The organism is Pseudobutyrivibrio sp. JW11 (assembly GCF_900115355.1).
Lineage (GTDB): Bacteria > Bacillota > Clostridia > Lachnospirales > Lachnospiraceae > Pseudobutyrivibrio > Pseudobutyrivibrio ruminis.
On sequence record NZ_FOWB01000013.1, the window covers coordinates 62,747 to 82,662 of the forward strand.

Genomic DNA, 19,916 nt, shown 5'->3' on the forward strand with positions numbered 1-19,916 from the left:
AATGAAAACCATTAAAAAGATTTTTTTTGATGATGTTATCAGTCTAGTGAAGAATTTTTTCGCTCTTGTTATTGTGGTAGGAATTTGTTTCTTGCCAGCCCTGTATGCATGGTTCAACATTTATTCTAACTGGGACCCATATGGCAACACAGGAGCGCTAAAGTTCGCAGCTATATCTTTGGACAAAGGATACACAGATGAAGAAGGTGAGTATCACAATCAAGGTGATACCATAATTGAAAACCTTCATGAAAATACCTCTGTGGATTGGCAGTTTGTCGATTCAGAGGAGGATGCTGTAAATGGAGTTTATAGCGGGGAGTATTATGCAGCAATTGTTGTAGATGAAGATTTCACATACAACATGTACAACGTTCTTACAGACGACGTCAAAAGACCGGTTCTACATTTCTATGAGAATCAAAAGAAGAATCCCGTAGCGACTAAAATTTCAGATACAGTAGCCCAGTCCTTGCAGAACAACATTAATGTGGCATTCACAGAAGTTGTTGTTAGCAGGGTATTTTCTAGTGCTTCAGATGTGTCAGAAGATTTGCAGGAAAAGGGCGGAGTAGACGAGATTGTAAACAAGCTTGAAAGCCTTAGCGCAGATTTAACTACATATCAAAATGCTATGACTACAATCATAGAAAACGATGCACAGCTTAAGGCTTCCTTAGAGGCTGCAGAACAGGATGCAACAAACGTAAAGAATCAAGCAGAGCAGAGTGCGAAATCTCTTGAGACGGCAGGAAATATTACAGACAAAAGTGATACAACTATTAATTCTTACTCACAAACTGTTGAAAGAGCCATGACTCTCATAGAAGTAAAAGCTGCTTCTATGAATCAAAACCTTGATACAGCAAAGATAAGCGATGATGCAACAGAAGTAGCAAGAAGCCTTAAAGGGGCTATGCTTGATACTTTAGAGATGGCTGATATAGCCATATATCTGCCAACTAGACTTGATGAAACAGAATTAAGTGCGGCAAAAACAGAATTCAATAATGTTGTTAATGGAATACTAGACGCCTATAAAGAATTGACAAATGGTATTCCTGAGCAGATGATACCAGCGAATTTGAAAGAGATGGTAGCAAAGATACAGTCAGTCCAGACTGCTATAAATTCGATTAATCCATCTTCAACAGAATACCAAAATCAGGTAGCAGCAGCTGACAAAGCTATCAAAGAAGCAATAGATGCATTAAATAATGTTAATGAAGAAGAATTAGTATCAGTTGGTACAGAGAATCTTAAGTCAGCAGCTACTAACGCAAGAACAAAGGGCGAAGAGTTAAATAAAACATTATCTGGCCCACTTAGAGAAAAGGTCGATGCAGGCTTATCTTCACTTGAGGGAATGCTTAACAATTCAAGCGCGATACTTAATACTGTTGGCGAAACATTTGGCAATTTAGTTGTAATGTTTGATGCAATTGGAAACACAGTAGATTGCGCAGATACAAGCCTGCAAAAAACAAGCGAGGCTATAGTATACGTAAATGGAAGATTGATTGATGCGATAGCCGAAATCGAAGAGGCCGGCTCAGCTGATAAGATTCAAGTATTAGTAAATGCCTTATCTGGTGACCCGGAAGTATATGGAAAATTCTTCTCAACACCAGTGGAAATGAAAACAGAAGCTGTATACCCTATCGAGAATTATGGTTCGGCAGTAGCACCATTCTATTCTACATTGGCATTCTGGGTAGGAGCATTGATATTAACAGCAATTATTAAAATTAAGCCAGATAAAAACAAATATCCAAATGCGTCTGAGAGACAATTATATTTTGGAAGATATGTCCTATATTGGGTACTTGGACAAATTCAGGCGGTGATTATTGTATTAGGAGACATATTCCTGTTGCATGTGCAGTGCTTACATCCTTGGTTATTCTTATTGGCCGGATCAGTAATTGCCACCACTTTTACTATCCTAATCTATTCCCTTGTAACAACTTGGGGTGACGCTGGTAAGGCACTTGCAGTAGTACTTGTAGTTATTCAGATTGCAGGTAGTTCAGGAACATATCCTATTGAGCTTTTGCCAGAGTTCTTTAGAAAGGTATACATATTCTTCCCATTCCCATACGCAATCAACTCTATTCGAGAGTGCTTATGTGGAACTTACGAGTGCGATTATCTAAAGTACTTGGGTACACTCGTTATATTTATGGCTATATCACTTGTGATAGGTCTTTTGGTAAGAATTCCATTTGAAAAGCTTAATCATTACATGGAAGAGCGAATGGAAGATACCGAAATGATGTAGGAGGCAGTTTTGGGAAAAGAAAAAGAAATCGTTTATGAGAAGTTCATGGATTTGCAGCAGCAGGTTCATCAGCGTAATCAGAAAAAGATAAAGGTAGGGTTAAAAGTTAATATTTTATTGCCACTTGTCTTTTTGGTAATAAGCTTTATCACTGACCGTTCTAAGCTTGTGTTCTTAGTACTTTGGATTGTTTCATTGTTTGGCATTGCATTTTATCTTTTATATGTGGAATACATGGATTTTGAGCTTCAGGAGCAATTAAAGGAGCTTGGAATTATGGAAAAAGAGGCAGAGGCACAAGCTCTTATTGGTGAAGAAGTTATTCAGAGTATTGATGAAATAAACAATGCTAAAAACGAAATGGTAAAGGATATTAAGGACCTTAAAGAAGAGATTAAAACTGATATTCATTCTATGGGAGACAAGCTGAAAAGATGAAAAACGTTATTAAGATTATCGTTTCAGACATAAAAAGATTATCAACAAATGTAGTTGCTATGGTTGTTATCATAGGACTTACAGTAATTCCATGCCTATATGCCTGGTTTAATATCCTGTCTAACTGGGACCCATACGGTGAAAGCGCTACATCAAACTTGCAGGTAGCCGTTGCATCATCTGATGAAGGCATAATGATTGGCAGTGTGGAATTAAATGTCGGGGACATTATAATTAGCAATTTAAAAGAAAATACCACTATAGGCTGGGTATTTACAGACACTGCGCAGGAAGCTGTAAATGGCGTTTATTCAGGTGATTACTATGCCGCTCTTGTTATTGATGAAGAGTTTAGTTCCGACATGATAAGCTTCCTTAGCGGAGATATCGAGAATCCAGTAATTACTTACTACGAAAATGAAAAGAAAAATGCCATTGCACCAAAGATTACAGCAAAGGTAAAGACCACAATCGAGCGTGAGGTGGACCATGCCTTTGTTAGTACAGTGGCAGAATCTCTTCTTAAGGGCGGTGAATATTTCGCAACATTGGATGAAGAAGGCAATATCACTGGCGCAGGTATCAATAAGCTAGAACAGCTTGATTCAGACTTGAATGGAATGATTACCATTTTGGATTCATATATTGCACTTATGGATTCAACAGAAAGCATATCAGAGGCTGGAGAAGCAATCACAGAAAGCGCAAATAGCATTACAGAGCTGGCAGGCTCAATGGCTGAGGACTCGCAAAACAAGGCAGCTGGTGTAAAAGATGATGTTGAGCAAAGTAAGAAAAATGCTGATCGAAAAATAGAAAACCTGAATGAAAAATTAAGCGCTGTAGATTCAGATGCAAATACATTAAATGAAAAAGTGGCGGGGTTAAGCCTGGACGTTGATATTGACTATACACAGCTTCAATCAAGTGTTAGCACAATCCAGGAAATGTGGGGAACCGACCAACAAGGTTTATACCAGTTATTATTAAATGTAAATGCTCCTAATACAGAAGAAGGAACAAAAGCAAAAGAAGCAATCACGGAGTATGCCAATGTATTAGACGGTTTGATTGCAGGATTAGATGAAGATGTGGCAAATATACAATCAGCCACTACAAAGGGCGAAGAAGATTTCAATTCAGCTAAAAACACATTAGTAAATAATGTGGCAGCAGTCCTTGCATGTACAAAAAATATTCGTGATTACTATGGTGCAATTTCTTCAGTGGGACAGGAAGCAATCGATGCAGGATCAAAGGCAGTTGAAGAAGTAGAAAAGCTTATCAATTACAATGCAACAAGCATCGATTTGGTAGCTGATAACTTAGATAATTACGCTGTAATTATGGAGCAGTCTAAGGATTCTCTAGTAAAATCAAGAGATGAAGCTGTGGAAATGGAAAGCCAATTAGCGGCATTGATAGCTGAGATAAAAGCCATTGGTAAAAACGAAGCATATCAAAAGATAATGGAATTGCTTCAGTCAGACCCAGATTTGCTGTCTGATTTTATTAGCAGCCCGGTAGATATTTCTGATGAGTATATTTATCCAGTGGAAAATAATGGTTCAATGACAGCGCCATTTTACATTGTTCTTTCTATTTGGGTTGGTGCACTTATCATGTCCACCATTCTAAAGACAACTGTTAAAGACACAACAGGTCTGGACAACCTAAAGAACTGGCAGTGCTTCTTAGGAAGATATTTCACCACCTTTGTGATAGGCCAGATACAGACAATCATCACAGTGCTAGGGGCATTCCTGTTTGTAGGAATTCAATGTGAGCATCCATTCTACTTCTGGATGGCATGTGCATGGACATCATTGATTTATTCATTGTTGTTATATTCATTTACATATTCATTTGGAAATGTAGGTGAAGCGTTATCAGTAGTATTAATGGTTATACAGGTTGCAGGTGCAGGCGGTACATTCCCAATCGAAGTACTTCCAAAGGTATTCCAGGTGCTCTACAAGTTTATGCCATTTAACTATTCAATGAATGCTCTTAGAGAGTGCATCGCAGGATTCTATGAAAATACATATAGAAATTGCATGTTAACACTCACCATCTATGGGTTAATTGCGGTGTTTATAGGCGTTACACTTTATCATCCATTTAAAATATTAAATGAAAAAATTGAGAGTAGTAAAGAAAAATCAGGTATATTGATCTAAGATAAGGGCGGGATAATCCTGCCCTTTTTTGCATCATATAGGAGGTTTGTATGAGAGATATTAGTTGGGTTAAAGATTCGGTTTTTTATCATATTTATCCACTGGGAGCATTTGGCTGTCCTAGAGAGAATAAAGGCGAAGAAACCGCAGGCCATCGTATATTGCAGCTAATTGACTGGATACCTCATCTAAAAGAAATCGGTGTTAATGCGTTATATCTGGGGCCTATTATGGAATCAGGTACCCACGGGTACGACACCTGGGATTACTATAAAATCGATAGTAGACTAGGTACAAATGATGATTTTAAAAAGGTCGTAAAAGCTTGTCATGACAATGATATAAAGGTTGTCCTGGATGGCGTCTTCAATCATGTGGGTAGGGGCCACATTGCATTCAAGGATGTATTAAAAAAGAGGGAAAACTCTACCTACAAAGAATGGATTGCAGGATTGAATCTGTCAGGAAATAACTGGCATGGAGACGGTTTGTCATATGAATGTTGGTCAGGTGCAGAAGAGTTGGTAAAGTTGAATCATTGGTGCAATGATGTGGATAACCACATTTTAAATGCTGTAGGAATGTGGATAGATGATTTTAAGATAGATGGCTTGCGTCTGGATGCAGCAGACTGCATAGAGAGAGGCTTTTTTAATAGGCTTAAGAACTTTACTGAAGAGAAAGCATCGAATTTCTGGCTAATGGGCGAGATAATCCATGGAGACTACAATATTTATGTAAACGAAAACATGCTAGATGCAGTAACAAATTATGAGTGCTGGAAGGGAATATATTCAAGCCACAATGACCATAACTATTTCGAGATAAACTATGCAATGAAGCGCCAGTGGGGGCAAGGTGGACTCTATGTAGGTAAGTACCTATACAACTTTGTGGATAATCACGATGTAAATAGAATATATAATCTGCTGACAGATAAGGCCAATATCTATCCTGTTTACACTCTATTATTCACCATGCCGGGAATACCATCGATTTATTACGGTAGTGAGTGGGCAATTGAAGGGGATAAAAAATCAGGAGATGGGGACTATGCTCTTCGCCCAGAAATAGATCCGAGCAAAATGAGCAATCCAGATTTGATTGATCACATAAAGACTTTAGCAGACATCAGAAAAAGCTCAAATCCTCTAAAACAAGGTGTTTACGAGGAAGTGCAGGTCAAAAATGAAACTTTAGTATTTGCAAGAGTCTGGAATGATGAGTACGTGATTGTGGCATTAAATAACACAGCCGAAGAAAAACAAATGGTCTTTGACTATAGAGGTCAGCACTATGATTTTGTGCTGGAGCCTCATGGTAGCAAGATTTTAAAATAGTTAGTTGTTTGCAAGATATGCATACAGACAGTGGTCAAGGCGTTGTCCGTTGATAATGATTTTATCGCGGAGGACGCCTTCAAATTGGAAGCCCAACTTTTTAACCATGTGTATAGATGGGTCGTTATCAGGCAAGATTAAGGCTTCAAAGCGATGAATACCAAGGTCACGTGCAATAATAGGAATGGTATATGCGATAGCTTCGCTGCAATAACCTCTATTCATGTAATCTCTATCCATTTTATAGCCGATGGTACAGCTTTGGTAAATAGGTCTAACTATATTTCTATAGCTTACTGTTCCAATGATTTTGTTAGGATTATCTTTCTCAAAAATCCAGTAACGGACCATAATCAACTTAAGAATATTGTTGTGCTCAAATTCCAAAATTTTCTTTTGATGATTGAGAGTGTAGAAATCATCTCCGATAATAGGCTCATATTTCTCAAAAATATCTCTGTTTCTAGAATAAAAATCCAGTACAAGATGTGCCGATTCTTTCCCTAAAACCTTTAATGTAAGACGTTCAGTGTTAATTTCGAATTGCATATAATCCTCCCCTGAATAATAGATTAATCTATTCCTCTTAAACTAGTGTTAGGAATATAAGGCTTCAAAATATCAACAAATGATTCTAAAGTCTCCAGTGAATGAGGTGAAAAGATAGGATTTATAACCTGCTCAGACTCTTTATAGCTTTGTAAATAATAAGCTTTGGCGCCCTTTAGCCATTGTCCGATAGATTCCATATCCTCGCTTTCATGACATTCTTTCATGATAGTTGTCCTAAATTCGTAGTCTATCTTCCCTTCCATCAAAATATCAATTGATTCTTGAATAGGCCCGATATCAAAGGTCTTCATACAAGCAATAGTGTTGTATTTTTCCTTTGAATGTTTAATATCCATAGCCACATAATCGATAAGTCCGCTATCAATCAAGGTTCTAAGCATCTTGGGATTTGTTCCGTTAGAATCAAGCTTTACCAATAAACCCAAATCCTTAATCTGCTTAATAAAATCAGGTAAATCCTTATGTAAAGTGGGTTCGCCACCAGTGATGCATATCCCGTCTAGAATTTTCTTTTTCTTATTAAGATGTTCAAAGATTTCATCCATTGAATAGGCAATAACATCCGCAGGAGGCATAACCAAATCCCTGTTGTGACAGTATGGGCATCTAAAGTTGCAACCACCAGTAAAAAGAGTGGTAGCCACCTTCCCAGGATAGTCCAGCAATGTAGTTTTTTGCATTCCTAATATAAGCATAGTAATAATTCCTATTTAAAAGCTAAAACAGGCAATTTTTCTCAAGAAAATGATTGCTTGCAAAGTCTTTTCTGTTAAAATTTATTCTGTAGATATTATAAAAAGTATAGCAAACTAGGAGGGGAAAATCCATGATGTCGAAAGAAGAGCGCCAAGAGAAGCGCATCGCAAAACAGGCAGAAAAAGAGGAGAAAAAGACTCTCAAAGTATATGAAAAATATATGGAACAGGCCATCAAAGAAGCAAAGAAGGCATATGACATCAATGAGGTTCCTATTGGATGCGTAATTGTTCAGGATGACAAAATCATTGCCAGAGGGTACAATCGCAGAAATACAGATAAGAGCGTTTTGGCTCATGCGGAAATAGCAGCCATTCAGGAAGCCTGCAGAAAAACAGGTGACTGGAGATTAGAGGATTGCACATTGTATGTTACGTTGGAGCCATGTCAGATGTGCGCAGGAGCAATAGTTCAGGCTCGTATTCCAAAGGTTGTAGTTGGAGCGATGAATCCTAAAGCAGGCTGTGCAGGCTCAGTAATAAACATTTTGCAAATAGATAAATTTAATCATCAGTGTGAGCTTGAGACAGGAATTTTAGGTGAAAGATGCACAGAAATGATGACAAAGTTTTTCGAAGAGTTAAGAGAACAGAAAAATCAGTTAATGTAACAGGTTGTTTTATTGACAAATAGGGCCTTTTTTCATACAATAAGGTCTCCGAGTAATGACATAAGGTATCATTTGGCGGTCGTCCTGAGAGGATGTTGATCTTTGGGTCCCTCGTAATGGGCACCTGCGAATCGTGTCAGGGCAGGAATGCAGCAGCACTAAGTAGGACCGTTCATCTGACGAGGGGTCGCCTGGAGGGAGTTCTCCTAGGGCGGCTACCAAATGATACCGATGTAGTTAACTCGGTATTTTTATATCAAGGTGGATTAATTATGGGTGCACAGGATAGAACAGAAAAAGTACTTAGAGATATGCATGTATTGTTTTCAAAGGCTCAGCCTTATGAAGGCAGCGCGAGAAACGTCATTGTTGATAAAAATGCAATGATGGATCTTCTTAAGGAGCTTAACGAGTGCATGTACGATATGATGGAAGAGCACGAGCTTACTGTTAAGAGTCGTGACAAAGCAAATCGTGAGATGCAAAAGCAAGGGGATGATATTGTCTTTGAAGCAACTCGCAAAGCAGAAGATATCTATGCCGCATCACTTATGTATACAGATAATGCTATGGATTCTATCCAGTCAATTATCAAAGAATCCCAAGAATCTATTGCAAAGATATATGAAGAAGCAAATAAAAAAATCAAAGAGGAAACAAGACTTGTTAAATCTAATCAGTTAGAGCTTAAGAGTCACCTCAATGATTTAATTGATACACAAAAATACCTTCGTCTTATTGATGAAGAAAATATGCGAATTCGCCGTGAAAAAGAGGAAGGAACTGATGAGGAGTATGATAGCGCTCCTAAATATGCAGCTCCAGAAATTAGAATAGATAAAGAATACTTCGCAAAGGCAGGTCTTGAAATCGATGACGATTTAGATGCACCAGCAGATGCAGAGGAAAATGGAATCTCCTCAGAGGACTTAGATGCAGAGTACTTCAAGTGGCAGGAAGAAGAGTCCGAAGGAGAGAAGAAACCTGGTAAGAAAGGTCTCGGAGGCCTTTTTGGATTAAAGCACTAGAAGGAGAATAAAGGATGAAGCTTTACAACAATGGAGTTTACCTTGTAAACGGCAACCAAATTGTAGAGGATAGCCCAGAGGCTCTCAGCGCAATCAAAGCCGCAACAGGTAAGGATGTAACTAAAGACCAGGCACACCAGGAAACAATGGCATATGGAATTTTGTCCAGCCATAACACTTCTGGAAACATGCAGCACCTACAGATTAAGTTTGATAAGTTAATCAGTCACGACATCACATATGTAGGTATTATTCAGACTGCAAGGGCTTCAGGCCTTGAAAAATTCCCAATCCCATACTGCCTTACAAACTGCCACAATTCACTTTGTGCTGTAGGCGGTACTATCAACGAAGATGACCACATGTTTGGTCTTACATGTGCTAAGAAATACGGCGGAATCTATGTTCCACCACATCAGGCTGTTATTCACCAGTTTGCTCGTGAGATGATGGCAGGAGGCGGAAAGATGCTTCTTGGTTCAGATTCCCACACAAGATATGGAGCTCTTGGAACTATGGCAATGGGCGAAGGTGGCCCAGAGCTTGTAAAGCAGCTTCTTAATCAGACATATGATATCGCTATGCCAGGCGTTATTGGCGTATATATGACAGGAACACCACGAAAGGGCGTAGGTCCACAGGACGTTGCGCTTGCTATCATTGGTGAAGTGTTCGATAAAGGCTACGTTAAGAATAAAGTTATGGAGTTTGTTGGCCCAGGCGTTGCAAATCTTTCTATGGACTTCAGAATTGGCGTAGACGTTATGACTACAGAGACAACTTGCCTCAGTTCAATCTGGACAACAGATAAAGCTACAGAGGAGTTCTATGAAATCCATGGTCGCAAGGAAGAGTTCAAAGAGCTTAATCCAGGCCAGGTAGCATATTACGATGGAATGATTGAAATCAATCTTGATGAAATCAAGCCTATGATTGCAATGCCATTCCACCCAAGCAACACATACACAATCGAAGAACTCAATGCTAACCTTATGGATATCCTTGATGATTGCGAGAAGCGTGCAAAGGTATCTCTTGATGGCCAGGTAGAGTTCTCTCTTAAGGATAAAGTTAGAAACGGCAAATTATACGTAGATCAGGGTATCATTGCAGGATGCGCTGGTGGCGGATTTGAAAATATTTGTGACGCAGCAGATATTCTTCGCGGTACAAGCATCGGCCCAGACGAGTTTACTCTTTCAGTTTACCCAGCATCTACACCTATATACATGGAGCTTGTTAAGAATGGTGCAGTAGCAGATCTTATGAGTACAGGTGCTATCGTTAAGACTGCATTCTGTGGACCATGTTTTGGTGCTGGAGACACACCATCTAACAATGGCTTCTCAATTCGTCATTCTACAAGAAACTTCCCTAACCGTGAGGGATCAAAGCTTCAGAATGGTCAAATTGCATCAGTTGCTCTTATGGATGCTCGTTCAATTGCCGCAACAGCAGCAAATAAGGGATATCTTACAGCAGCAACAGATATTGACGTAGACTTTACAAAGCCTAAATATCATTTCGATGGCAGAATTTATGCAAACCGCGTATTCGATTCAAAGGGCGTAGCAGAGCCAGATACAGAGATTCACTTTGGTCCAAACATCAAGGATTGGCCAAAGATGAGTCCATTACCAGAGAATTTATTCTTACAGGTTGTATCTGAGATTCACGACCCAGTTACAACTACAGATGAATTAATTCCATCAGGAGAGACATCTTCTTACCGCTCTAATCCTCTTGGATTGGCAGAATTTACTCTCTCTAGAAAAGACCCTGAATACGTAGGAAGAGCTAAAAATATCCAAAAAGCTCAGAAGGCTCTTGAAGCTGGAAAGTGTGCAGGTGAAGCTGTACCAGAATTAAAACAAATCGTACATAAAGTTAAAGAGACATATCCAGATGTAAATCACAGCAACTTTGGAGTAGGTAGCACAATTTTCGCTGTTAAACCAGGTGATGGTTCAGCAAGAGAGCAGGCTGCATCTTGTCAGAAGGTTCTTGGCGGATGGGCAAATATTGCAAATGAGTATGCAACAAAGCGTTACCGTTCAAACCTTATCAACTGGGGAATGCTTCCATTCGTTATCAAGGAAGGCCAGTTGCCATTTAAGAATTTAGATTATCTCTTTATTCCAGGCATTAAAGAGGCAGTTGTTAACAAAGCTGAAACAATTAAGGCGTATGTTGTAAAAGAAGAAGGATTAAAAGAATTTGATCTTACTCTTGGAGAACTTACAGACGACGAAAGAAAAATTATTCTTAAAGGATGCTTGATTAATTACAATAGACAGTAAGAGCAAGCTCTTAGGGAGGGTATTTATGACAGACGAAGAGGCAAAAATTGAACAAAAGGCTCTCAGAAAAAGACTATTTAGCTATGTTATTGCAGCTTTTATTGTAATAATCTTTTACTTTTTACTGAGAAATAGCCGTGGCGTATCTGCAGCTATTAATCATGTAAATACAGTCATTCAGCCGATTCTGATTGGTTTTATAATGGCCTTTTTGATGAATCCTATAATGGGGTTCTTCGAAAAGCGCTTTAGCAGGTTGTTCAATAGGTTTTGTAAAACAGAGCTGGGGGCAAGGAAAGCGAATAGAACTTTGTCATCAATACTCTCTTTAGTAGTATTGGCTGGAGTAGTAATCTTTATTATAAACGCCATAGTGCCAAACCTAATTAGCACAATCATCTATCTTGCAAAGCATATTGAAGAGCAGATAGCAGGTGTTTTGGACTGGTGCAATGTAATTACAAAAGGCCAGTACGAAGAAGCCCTTATGAAAGCCAAGGATAACAATATTGGAGATTTGGTAAACCAGGGTTTGTCTTTTGTGGATCAGTACATTGATTATGATGAGACAGATATGATGTCTCTTATAACCAGTAGTGTTCTTACAGTTGGAAAGTTTATAGTAAACATAATCATTGGAATGTTTGTTTCAGTGTATGTATTGCTCTCAAAGGAAACATTCAAAGCGCAGGCCAAAAAGCTTATATGCGGATTGATGTCTCCTAAATATGCAAATATCACTCTTGAAATAACACGTAAATCAGCAGATATCTTCTACGGATTTATCATCGGAAAAATAATTGATTCTATAATCATTGGCGTGATTTGTTATATAGCATGCTTAATTATGAAGATGCCATATCCGGTATTAGTATCAGTTATTGTTGGTGTTACAAACATTGTTCCAGTATTTGGTCCATACATCGGTGCTGTTCCTACAGTCATCATCATCTTCCTTACAGAGCCTATGAAGGGAATTTATTTCCTCATCTTCATCTTGATTTTGCAGCAGGTTGATGGAAACCTTATTGGACCAAAGATTCTTGGTGATTCAACAGGTATATCTTCATTCTGGGTAGTATTTGCTGTAGTTGTAGGCGCAGGCTTCTTTGGATTTGGAGGAATGATTGTAGCCGTACCAATTGTGGCAATTATTTACTACATAATTGGACGAGTAGCAAATTACCTAGTAAAAAGAAGGAATCTGCCGGAGCAAACAATCGAATACGAAAAGATGGAATATATCGATTTAGAAAAAAATATTCTTCTACAGCATGCTGAAAAAGAGGCTAAAGAAGAGAAGAAATCTCCTATTTTTGGGAAAAATAAAAAGAAATAATGAATTTTGAAAAACCAGGATTTTTAAGTCCTGGTTTTTTGATTTTAATGACAAGCTATGATAATATTTTAATAACTATAAGTATGTAATTTGGAGAATAATTCTGTGGAAAAAATGGAATATCGTACTCGAATTGAAGAGATGAAAAATCTCATCGAAAAAAACAAATTTACAGATGCAATGTCCGTTGCAGATACTATCAACTGGAGAAAGGTTCACAATATCAATGATTTGATTGCGGGAAGTGAATCCTATGAAGCGGCTGGTAGAATCGAAGAAGCAAGGGATTTATTATTAGTTGCACATGAGCGTTCTCCTATCGGAAGGATGATTCTGTACAAGCTTTGTATGATATCACTGAAGCTCAAAGAGATAGATGTAGCTCAGGAATACTACAACGAATTTGTGCAGATAGCTCCACACGATAGTCTTAAATATATCCTCAAGTACAATATTAATGTTGCAAAGGGCGCAGATAATGCCACTCTTATCAAGATTCTTGAGCAGCTCAAGGAAAATGATTTTATAGAGGAGTGGGCCTATGAGCTTGCTTATCTTTATCACAAGACAAATCAGGGTGATAAATGTATAGCACTTTGCGATGAAATCATTCTTTGGTTTGGTGATGGTCCAGTAGTTGAAAGAGCATTGGAATTAAAAATGCTTTATCAGCCACTTGATAAGTCCCAAGAGGATAAATATCGTAGCTTGCAGCAGAAGAAAGACGGCATCACAGAGATTACTCCACAGATAGTTGCTGATTCAAGCAGTATTGTTCCAAATATTAAAAATATCCAGCTTCCTGAAGGGCCAGAGCGTTTCGACACAATCAACCTTCAGGCGGAAATCAAAAAGAATATAGACGAAATCATGAAAGCAACCGATGCTGGTGAGGTTTCAGAAAACATCGGTGCCATCAAGAATCTCGTTGAAGAAATACCTTATCTTCAGGTGGCAGATGAAGAAGTTGTAGAGGAGCCAGAGGACTTCTCAATAAACGACACATTCCAGCAGTACTTGGAAGAAGGCTTTGATGGCCAAATGAGCCTTAAGCTTGCTGATGAAAGCACTCAAACTGAAGAGCAAATCGAAGGACAGATGACCATCGAGGATGTTCTTGCTGAGTGGGAAAAGACAAAGCGTGCAGCAGAGGCGGCCATGGAGGATGCCAAGAGCAAGGAGCTTGAAAGTGCTAGAGCGAAAGCCCTTCGTGAGGCAAACAACGTCTTGAACCGATTAGAAGGAGTTATGTCAAAGCTCGATGCTGGTATGTCTTCACAGGAGCTTCTCAAGGAAGAATACCTAGGCGCCGCAGAACCTACAGAAGTAAAAGAGGTTCAGCTGGAAGAAGAGGAATCTGTTCCTGACGACACTGAGCAAAATCAGCAGCCAGAATATACAGAAACACACGCGGGATTTACCATCCCGATGCTTTCTACAGATGGATTACAGACAGGCATGATTGATATACCGGTTGTATCCGCTGAGGAAGCGGCACTTGCAGGAGCAGCAGCTGCAGTACCAAGTGCTATTATGCATGCAGCAGGGGAGTTAAAGGAGGCAACACCAAGTTGGCAGCCTCCAACGCTAAATGAAAATGACACTGAGGAGACAGAAGACGTGGATTTCAAAGAAGCATCCCAGATGATTGCTGATGTAAATAGCCTTTTACAAAAAGAAATAGATAGACTTAGTGGAGTGGATACACAAATTCCAGTTCCAGTAGAGTCTTACGAGGAAGAGCCTGTAGTAAGGTTCGCAGAGGAACCAGCTATAGTAATGCCAGATATGGAGCCCGTTGCAGAAATAATAGAGGGGCTTGGCGATGAATTTATCCAGGAGCCTGTAGAAGAGCCTGAACAGGCAGAGCAGGTAGAGGCTCCAATTGAAGAAGTAGTAGAAGAATCAGAAGAGGAACCAATAGAAGAGTCAATAGAAGAATCAGTAGAGGAACCAAGTATCAATATTGATGACATTGAATTACCTCCTATTATTCTTCCAGAAGATTTATTTGCTGAGGAGCAAGAGCCAGCTGTTGCTGAGCCACAGTTCGAGGAGGTTGATCAGATTCAGCCTGAGGTAATTCAGCCAGAACTAATTCAGCCAGAACCAGTACAGATCGAAAAAGTACAGATTCAGGAGGCTGAAATTCCTGTAGCAGAAGTTAACCCTCCAGTTGCAGCGCCAAATCAGCAATCATCTATTAAGGTTGATGATGAAGATCTTGATATCTTCTCATACTTCCTTCCAATAAATGGAATGAAGGCTAATATTACTCGCGTAATCGAGGGAGCTGCATCATACCTTGATAAGCCTAACGCAAATGGTGGAAGTATTGTCATTGTTGGTGAGCCTGGCTCAGGTAAAACACAGATGGCAACTAGCATTATCAAGGTTTTACAAAAGAAGACTGGATATCCAAAGGGTGGAATTGGAAAGATTTCCGGAGAAAAGCTTAACGAAAAGGATATTCAAAAGCTTTACAGCAAGATTCAGGGTGGTTGCTTAATCATCGAATCAGCTGGTGGTATTTCAAAGGAGACAGCGGTTACATTGTCTCTTCTTATGCAAAACGATACATCAGGAACAATCATCATTATTGAAGATAGCAAGAAGGGTATTGATAAAGCCCTTATCAAAGACAGTTCATTTGCAAAGAGATTTACAGAAAAGATTGTTATTCCGGTATTCTCAATAGATGAATTGGTATCATTTGCAAAGACATATGCTCTCGAAGCAGAATGTACTATAGATGATATGGGAATTCTTGCACTTTATAATAGAATCAATCTTATCGGTCGCTATGATCATGTTACTACTATTAAGGAGGTAGCAGAGATTATGGATGATGCTATTGAAAAGTCTACAAAGGGTGGATTCTTCAATAAGCCTAAATACGATAAGAATGGCAATATCATCTTAAAAGAGAAGGATTTCGACAAATAAATAATTAATAAAAGGGGATAGTTTATGAGCAATTTTACAGATTTGGATGCCTATTTATTCGGGCAAGGCACACATTATGACATTTACAAAAAGCTCGGAGCACACAGGGGGAAGCAAGGCAAAGAGTCTGGATACTACTTTGACGTGTGGGCACCACATGCCAGTAGAGTAGCTGTTATTGGAGAGTTTAACGACTGGGATGAAACTCGCAATTTTATGCAGCGAGTTGAGCCAGAGAGCCATGGAATATTCGAGACATTTATTCCAAATGTAAAGGAAGGGCAGCTGTATAAATATCTTATTTATACAGAGGATGGAACAAAGCTTTACAAAGCGGATCCATACGCTACATACGCTGAAGTACGCCCTGGCACAGCATCCAGAATCTATGACAATACAAAGTTTAAATGGACCGATAGCGCTTGGATGAAGCAGCGCAAGGCAGCCAAGAATTTTTGGGAACAGCCACTTGCAATCTATGAGGTTCATCCAGGTTCATGGAAGCGTCATCCAAGGCCAGAAAACGATGGCTTCTATAGCTATAAAGAATTTGCTCATAGTCTTACAGAATATGTTCTCGACATGGGATACACTCATGTTGAGTTGATGGGTATTGCGGAATATCCATTTGATGGTTCATGGGGATATCAGGTTACAGGCTACTATGCACCTACATCACGTTATGGTACACCTGATGATTTCATGTATCTCATCAATTATTTGCACAAAAACGGAATAGGTGTAATTTTGGACTGGGTTCCAGCTCATTTTCCAAAAGACGCACATGGTCTTGCTGACTTCGATGGCAGACCATTATACGAATATCCAGACCCTAAAAAGGGTGAACATCCAGACTGGGGTACCAAAATTTTCAATTATGGTAAACCAGAGGTTAAAAACTTCCTGATTGGTAGTGCTTTACAGTGGGTTGAGCATTATCATATCGATGGTCTTAGAGTAGATGCTGTAGCATCAATGTTATATCTCGATTATGGCAAGAAGCCTGGTCAGTGGATTCCTAATGAGCATGGTGGCAACGAGAATCTTGAAGCAATCGAGTTCTTTAAGCATATCAATACTTTGATAAGGGGTCGAAACCCTGGCGCTATTATGATTGCCGAGGAATCTACAGCTTGGCCAAAGATTACCGGGGATGTTGAAAATGGAGGATTAAATTTCTCCTACAAATGGAATATGGGATGGATGCATGACTTCATAGACTATATGAAGCTTGATCCTTATTTCAGAAAAGACAACCACAATAAAATGACATTTGCAATGAGCTACAATGAAGCCGAGAGATATATTCTTGTGCTTAGTCATGACGAGGTAGTTCATTTGAAGGGCTCTATGCTTGCAAAGATGCCTGGACTAGAGGTTGATAAATATAAAAATCTGATGGCGGGATATGCATTTATGATGGGCCATCCTGGTAAAAAGCTGTTATTCATGGGTCAAGAATTCGCTCAGGGAACTGAGTGGAGTGAGGCTAGAGAGCTTGATTGGTACGTATTAGACAATCCAAATCATCGACATGTAGCCCGCATGTTCAAAGAGCTGTTACATATATACAGACAGTATCCAGCAATGTATGAACAGGATGTTTCATGGGCTGGCTTTGAATGGATAAATGCCAACGATAGCTACCGCAGTATCTTTAGCTTTGTTCGCAAGGCAAAGAATGGAAAAAATAATCTATTGTTTGTAATAAATATGACTCCTATGAAATACGATGATTATCGAGTAGGTGTTCCAGAAAACAAACGATTTAGATTATTGCTTGATAGTGAAAACAAGGAATTTGGAGGCGAAGGCGGAATAATTCCTGAGACTTGCACACCAATTCATGAGGAATGTGATGGCAGAGAGTACTCAATAGGATTTTCGATGGCGCCATATCAGATAGCAATATTTGTTTATTAAAGAAAATTGGGCTGTTAATACAGCCCTTTTCTTTTTAAAAAATAGTAAGAAGCGAGAAATATGGAAGAATTTAAGATTATAAAGTTACCAGAAAAAAACAATGAAGAAGAAAAAGATGAAAAAGAGCCTGTAGTGGCAAGACGAGTAGATGACGACTATAAGCCACCTAAGAAGCGCTATTTTTATATCATTTTATTACTTCTATTTATTGTTATATCCATATTTGTTATACGAATAATCACTACATATGATGATTATGAAGTAGAAAAGACATGGGAACGACAGGACTCTAGCGAGAGTAATTATCGTAGCTTTAATAATAATCTAATTAAATATAGTGCTGATGGAATATTCTATACCACATTTGACGGCACATTAATATGGAACTACACATACGATATGACAAACCCCAACATTGATTTTTGCGGTGATTATATTGTTGTATATGATAAAAAAGGAACAGAAGTGGATGTATTCTCCTCAAAAGGATATATCAATACTATTTCGACAACCACGCCTGTTATAGAGGCAAGAGTGGCAGATAAAGGCACAGTAGCAATATTACTTCAAGAGGGAACAACCAGTTATATACAAATGTATGATAGGGATGGTTCCGTTCTTGTATCAGGTGAAATCCATCCTGAGAACAGAGGCTATCCAGTGTCTATGGCCCTTTCATCTGATGCCACTAGGCTTTTATTATCTATCATAAATGTAAATAACGGTGAATTAGATACAGAGTTAGTGTTCTATGATTTTACCAGTGCTGGTAAGGAAGAAGAGGACAATATCGTTGCATCTTACAATTACATAGGTGCATTAATTCCAAAAGTAGAATATATGAAAAATGATAAGGCTATTGCCTTTAGTGATTCAAAGATTATTATTTTCAACAATAATCTTCGTGCAACTGTGGCAAAAGAAATTACAGTTGGCCAACAGATGAAAAGTATATTCTATAATGATAGTCATTTTGGATATATATGCGAAACAGCAACAGACAATGGTGAAATTGTAAACGAGTTGAACGTATATAATTTATACGGTTTTAGACTAATTTCAAAAGAAATAGAAAGTAGCTACGACAACATTACTATTTTAGATAATAATGAAATCTATATCAGTAATGAAAACGAAGTAAGTATATATAACCTACAGGGCTTTAAAAAGTTCAATTATACATTTGATGATAAAATCTATGGAGTAATTCCTGGAACTACATCTAAGAGATACTATTTAATAGAAGATAGTAAGACAGAAGAAATATATATCAAGTAGGAATCTAAATGGAAATAAACTATTTATTAATTATCACAGCGTTAATATTATTGTTCTGCATTATACGTGGAGCAAGAAGAGGCATGCTGAGAATCGTATTTGGAATCATAGCATGGGTGTTCTTAATATGCTTTGTTAACTACGGCAGCAATTTTATTGATAATTATATATCTACATCTACACAGGTACCGTATACAATCCAGGAAGGTATTGTAACTCATCTTACAGAGCGATATACGGCCTCGGAAGAACAGGAAGTGGGCACAGGCGAAGATGCGGTCATGTCAATGGTTCCATCCTCAATAAAAGAAGAAATAACAGAAAGTGTCCAGAGCTCAATAGACGCTACAATCAGGTTCATAGCTGAAGAACTTACAGATGCTGCTATAAATGGTATAGCCACAATAATAGCAGTACTAATAGGTATACTTGTGATATTTATAATAGACAAGATCATAAAGGGGATAGGTTTAGTTCCAGGAATAAGGGATGTAAATCGTCTTCTTGGAGTAATAGCGGGATTGATTGAGGGAATGTTAGCAATATGGTTGTTGATGTATATTGCAAGCTGTTTCCCAGCATCTGCAGTAGGGCATTTTGTAATAGAAAACGCCGAAAAAGACCAGCTATTGTATTTCGTCTATGAGAACAACTTAATTGCTAGAATTATCGGAAAATAAAGACAATAATTTTTTTGCAAAAACGTGTTGACTTTAGTGAAATCCTTTGCTATTATACTATTCGTTCCGCTGAGAGCGGCACACTTAGAAAACACTGAGTTTTCTAAATAAATGATTTAAAAAATAAATCAAAAAAGTTGTTGACAAAAACACAGCATCGTGATAATATAAACGAGTTGCTGCTGAGGGCAACAACGAAGAGAAGATTGATAACTGAACAGTGAAACAAACCTTGAATTAATAC

The 19,916-nt window shown here is 38.5% G+C and carries 14 protein-coding genes and 1 other RNA gene; 13 read left to right on the forward strand and 2 right to left on the reverse strand.

Annotated elements, in window-relative coordinates:
• Position 1: 1 nt before the first annotated feature.
• The 4 genes from BM102_RS11135 to BM102_RS11150 are packed head-to-tail and all read left to right on the forward strand — an operon-like array spanning position 2 to position 6,239.
• Complete coding sequence (locus BM102_RS11135; RefSeq protein WP_177194960.1) at positions 2-2,281, forward strand: YhgE/Pip domain-containing protein; 2,280 nt, start codon at positions 2-4, stop codon at positions 2,279-2,281.
• Positions 2,282-2,290: 9 nt separating this feature from the next.
• Positions 2,291-2,719: a hypothetical protein gene (locus BM102_RS11140; protein ID WP_090482015.1), complete on the forward strand. Its 429-nt coding sequence runs from the start codon at positions 2,291-2,293 to the stop codon at positions 2,717-2,719.
• Positions 2,716-4,899 (forward strand): YhgE/Pip domain-containing protein, encoded by a 2,184-nt coding sequence (locus BM102_RS11145; RefSeq protein WP_090482018.1) that lies wholly within the window; start codon positions 2,716-2,718, stop codon positions 4,897-4,899. The genes BM102_RS11140 and BM102_RS11145 overlap by 4 nt, the downstream gene beginning before the upstream one ends.
• A gap of 50 nt (positions 4,900-4,949) precedes the next feature.
• Positions 4,950-6,239, forward strand: a complete 1,290-nt coding sequence (locus tag BM102_RS11150; RefSeq protein WP_090482021.1) for an alpha-amylase family glycosyl hydrolase — start codon at positions 4,950-4,952, stop codon at positions 6,237-6,239.
• Here the strand turns inward: BM102_RS11150 and BM102_RS11155 are convergent, their stop codons facing one another.
• Positions 6,240-6,788, reverse strand: a complete 549-nt coding sequence (locus BM102_RS11155) for a GNAT family N-acetyltransferase (RefSeq protein ID WP_044939330.1) — start codon at positions 6,786-6,788, stop codon at positions 6,240-6,242. It lies immediately after the preceding gene.
• Between the two features lie 23 nt (positions 6,789-6,811).
• Positions 6,812-7,507, reverse strand: a complete 696-nt coding sequence (locus tag BM102_RS11160) for an anaerobic ribonucleoside-triphosphate reductase activating protein (protein ID WP_090482023.1) — start codon at positions 7,505-7,507, stop codon at positions 6,812-6,814.
• Positions 7,508-7,728: 221 nt separating this feature from the next.
• On the opposite strand from BM102_RS11160, the gene tadA reads away from it, so the two are divergent.
• The 9 genes from tadA to BM102_RS11205 all read left to right on the forward strand — a co-directional run bounded on the left by tadA (position 7,729) and on the right by BM102_RS11205 (position 19,672).
• Positions 7,729-8,178, forward strand: a complete 450-nt coding sequence (gene tadA, locus BM102_RS11165; RefSeq protein WP_033154669.1) for a tRNA adenosine(34) deaminase TadA — start codon at positions 7,729-7,731, stop codon at positions 8,176-8,178.
• Between the two features lie 15 nt (positions 8,179-8,193).
• An RNA gene (gene ffs / locus BM102_RS11170) (signal recognition particle sRNA large type) lies at positions 8,194-8,431 on the forward strand.
• Between the two features lie 19 nt (positions 8,432-8,450).
• On the forward strand, positions 8,451-9,206 hold the full coding sequence (locus BM102_RS11175; protein ID WP_033152577.1) for a hypothetical protein: 756 nt from the start codon (positions 8,451-8,453) through the stop codon (positions 9,204-9,206).
• A 14-nt stretch (positions 9,207-9,220) separates the two neighbouring features.
• Entirely contained in the window at positions 9,221-11,506 is a 2,286-nt protein-coding gene (locus BM102_RS11180) for a hydratase (protein WP_090482025.1), read from the forward strand.
• A 25-nt stretch (positions 11,507-11,531) separates the two neighbouring features.
• Positions 11,532-12,845 (forward strand): AI-2E family transporter, encoded by a 1,314-nt coding sequence (locus tag BM102_RS11185; RefSeq protein ID WP_090482028.1) that lies wholly within the window; start codon positions 11,532-11,534, stop codon positions 12,843-12,845.
• A gap of 105 nt (positions 12,846-12,950) precedes the next feature.
• Positions 12,951-15,791 (forward strand): tetratricopeptide repeat protein, encoded by a 2,841-nt coding sequence (locus BM102_RS11190; RefSeq protein WP_090482031.1) that lies wholly within the window; start codon positions 12,951-12,953, stop codon positions 15,789-15,791.
• A gap of 24 nt (positions 15,792-15,815) precedes the next feature.
• Positions 15,816-17,714 (forward strand): 1,4-alpha-glucan branching protein GlgB, encoded by a 1,899-nt coding sequence (gene glgB / locus BM102_RS11195; protein ID WP_090482034.1) that lies wholly within the window; start codon positions 15,816-15,818, stop codon positions 17,712-17,714.
• Between the two features lie 60 nt (positions 17,715-17,774).
• The gene (locus BM102_RS11200) at positions 17,775-18,992 is read left to right on the forward strand and encodes a DUF5711 family protein (protein WP_090482037.1); all 1,218 of its coding nucleotides are present in this window, start codon (positions 17,775-17,777) and stop codon (positions 18,990-18,992) included.
• An 8-nt stretch (positions 18,993-19,000) separates the two neighbouring features.
• Entirely contained in the window at positions 19,001-19,672 is a 672-nt protein-coding gene (locus BM102_RS11205; protein ID WP_081822060.1) for a CvpA family protein, read from the forward strand.
• Positions 19,673-19,916: the final 244 nt, after the last annotated feature.

What these genes read in the sequence shown, in the direction of transcription:
- BM102_RS11155 (WP_044939330.1), bottom strand. Translation starts at nt 6,788, where the DNA reads ATGCAATTCGAAATTAACACTGAACGTCTTACATTAAAGGTTTTAGGG.
- BM102_RS11200 (WP_090482037.1), top strand. Translation starts at nt 17,775, where the DNA reads ATGGAAGAATTTAAGATTATAAAGTTACCAGAAAAAAACAATGAAGAA.
- BM102_RS11185 (WP_090482028.1), top strand. Translation starts at nt 11,532, where the DNA reads ATGACAGACGAAGAGGCAAAAATTGAACAAAAGGCTCTCAGAAAAAGA.
- BM102_RS11150 (WP_090482021.1), top strand. Translation starts at nt 4,950, where the DNA reads ATGAGAGATATTAGTTGGGTTAAAGATTCGGTTTTTTATCATATTTAT.
- BM102_RS11175 (WP_033152577.1), top strand. Translation starts at nt 8,451, where the DNA reads ATGGGTGCACAGGATAGAACAGAAAAAGTACTTAGAGATATGCATGTA.
- BM102_RS11205 (WP_081822060.1), top strand. Translation starts at nt 19,001, where the DNA reads ATGGAAATAAACTATTTATTAATTATCACAGCGTTAATATTATTGTTC.
- BM102_RS11180 (WP_090482025.1), top strand. Translation starts at nt 9,221, where the DNA reads ATGAAGCTTTACAACAATGGAGTTTACCTTGTAAACGGCAACCAAATT.
- tadA (WP_033154669.1), top strand. Translation starts at nt 7,729, where the DNA reads ATGGAACAGGCCATCAAAGAAGCAAAGAAGGCATATGACATCAATGAG.
- BM102_RS11145 (WP_090482018.1), top strand. Translation starts at nt 2,716, where the DNA reads ATGAAAAACGTTATTAAGATTATCGTTTCAGACATAAAAAGATTATCA.
- glgB (WP_090482034.1), top strand. Translation starts at nt 15,816, where the DNA reads ATGAGCAATTTTACAGATTTGGATGCCTATTTATTCGGGCAAGGCACA.
- BM102_RS11160 (WP_090482023.1), bottom strand. Translation starts at nt 7,507, where the DNA reads ATGCTTATATTAGGAATGCAAAAAACTACATTGCTGGACTATCCTGGG.
- BM102_RS11135 (WP_177194960.1), top strand. Translation starts at nt 2, where the DNA reads ATGAAAACCATTAAAAAGATTTTTTTTGATGATGTTATCAGTCTAGTG.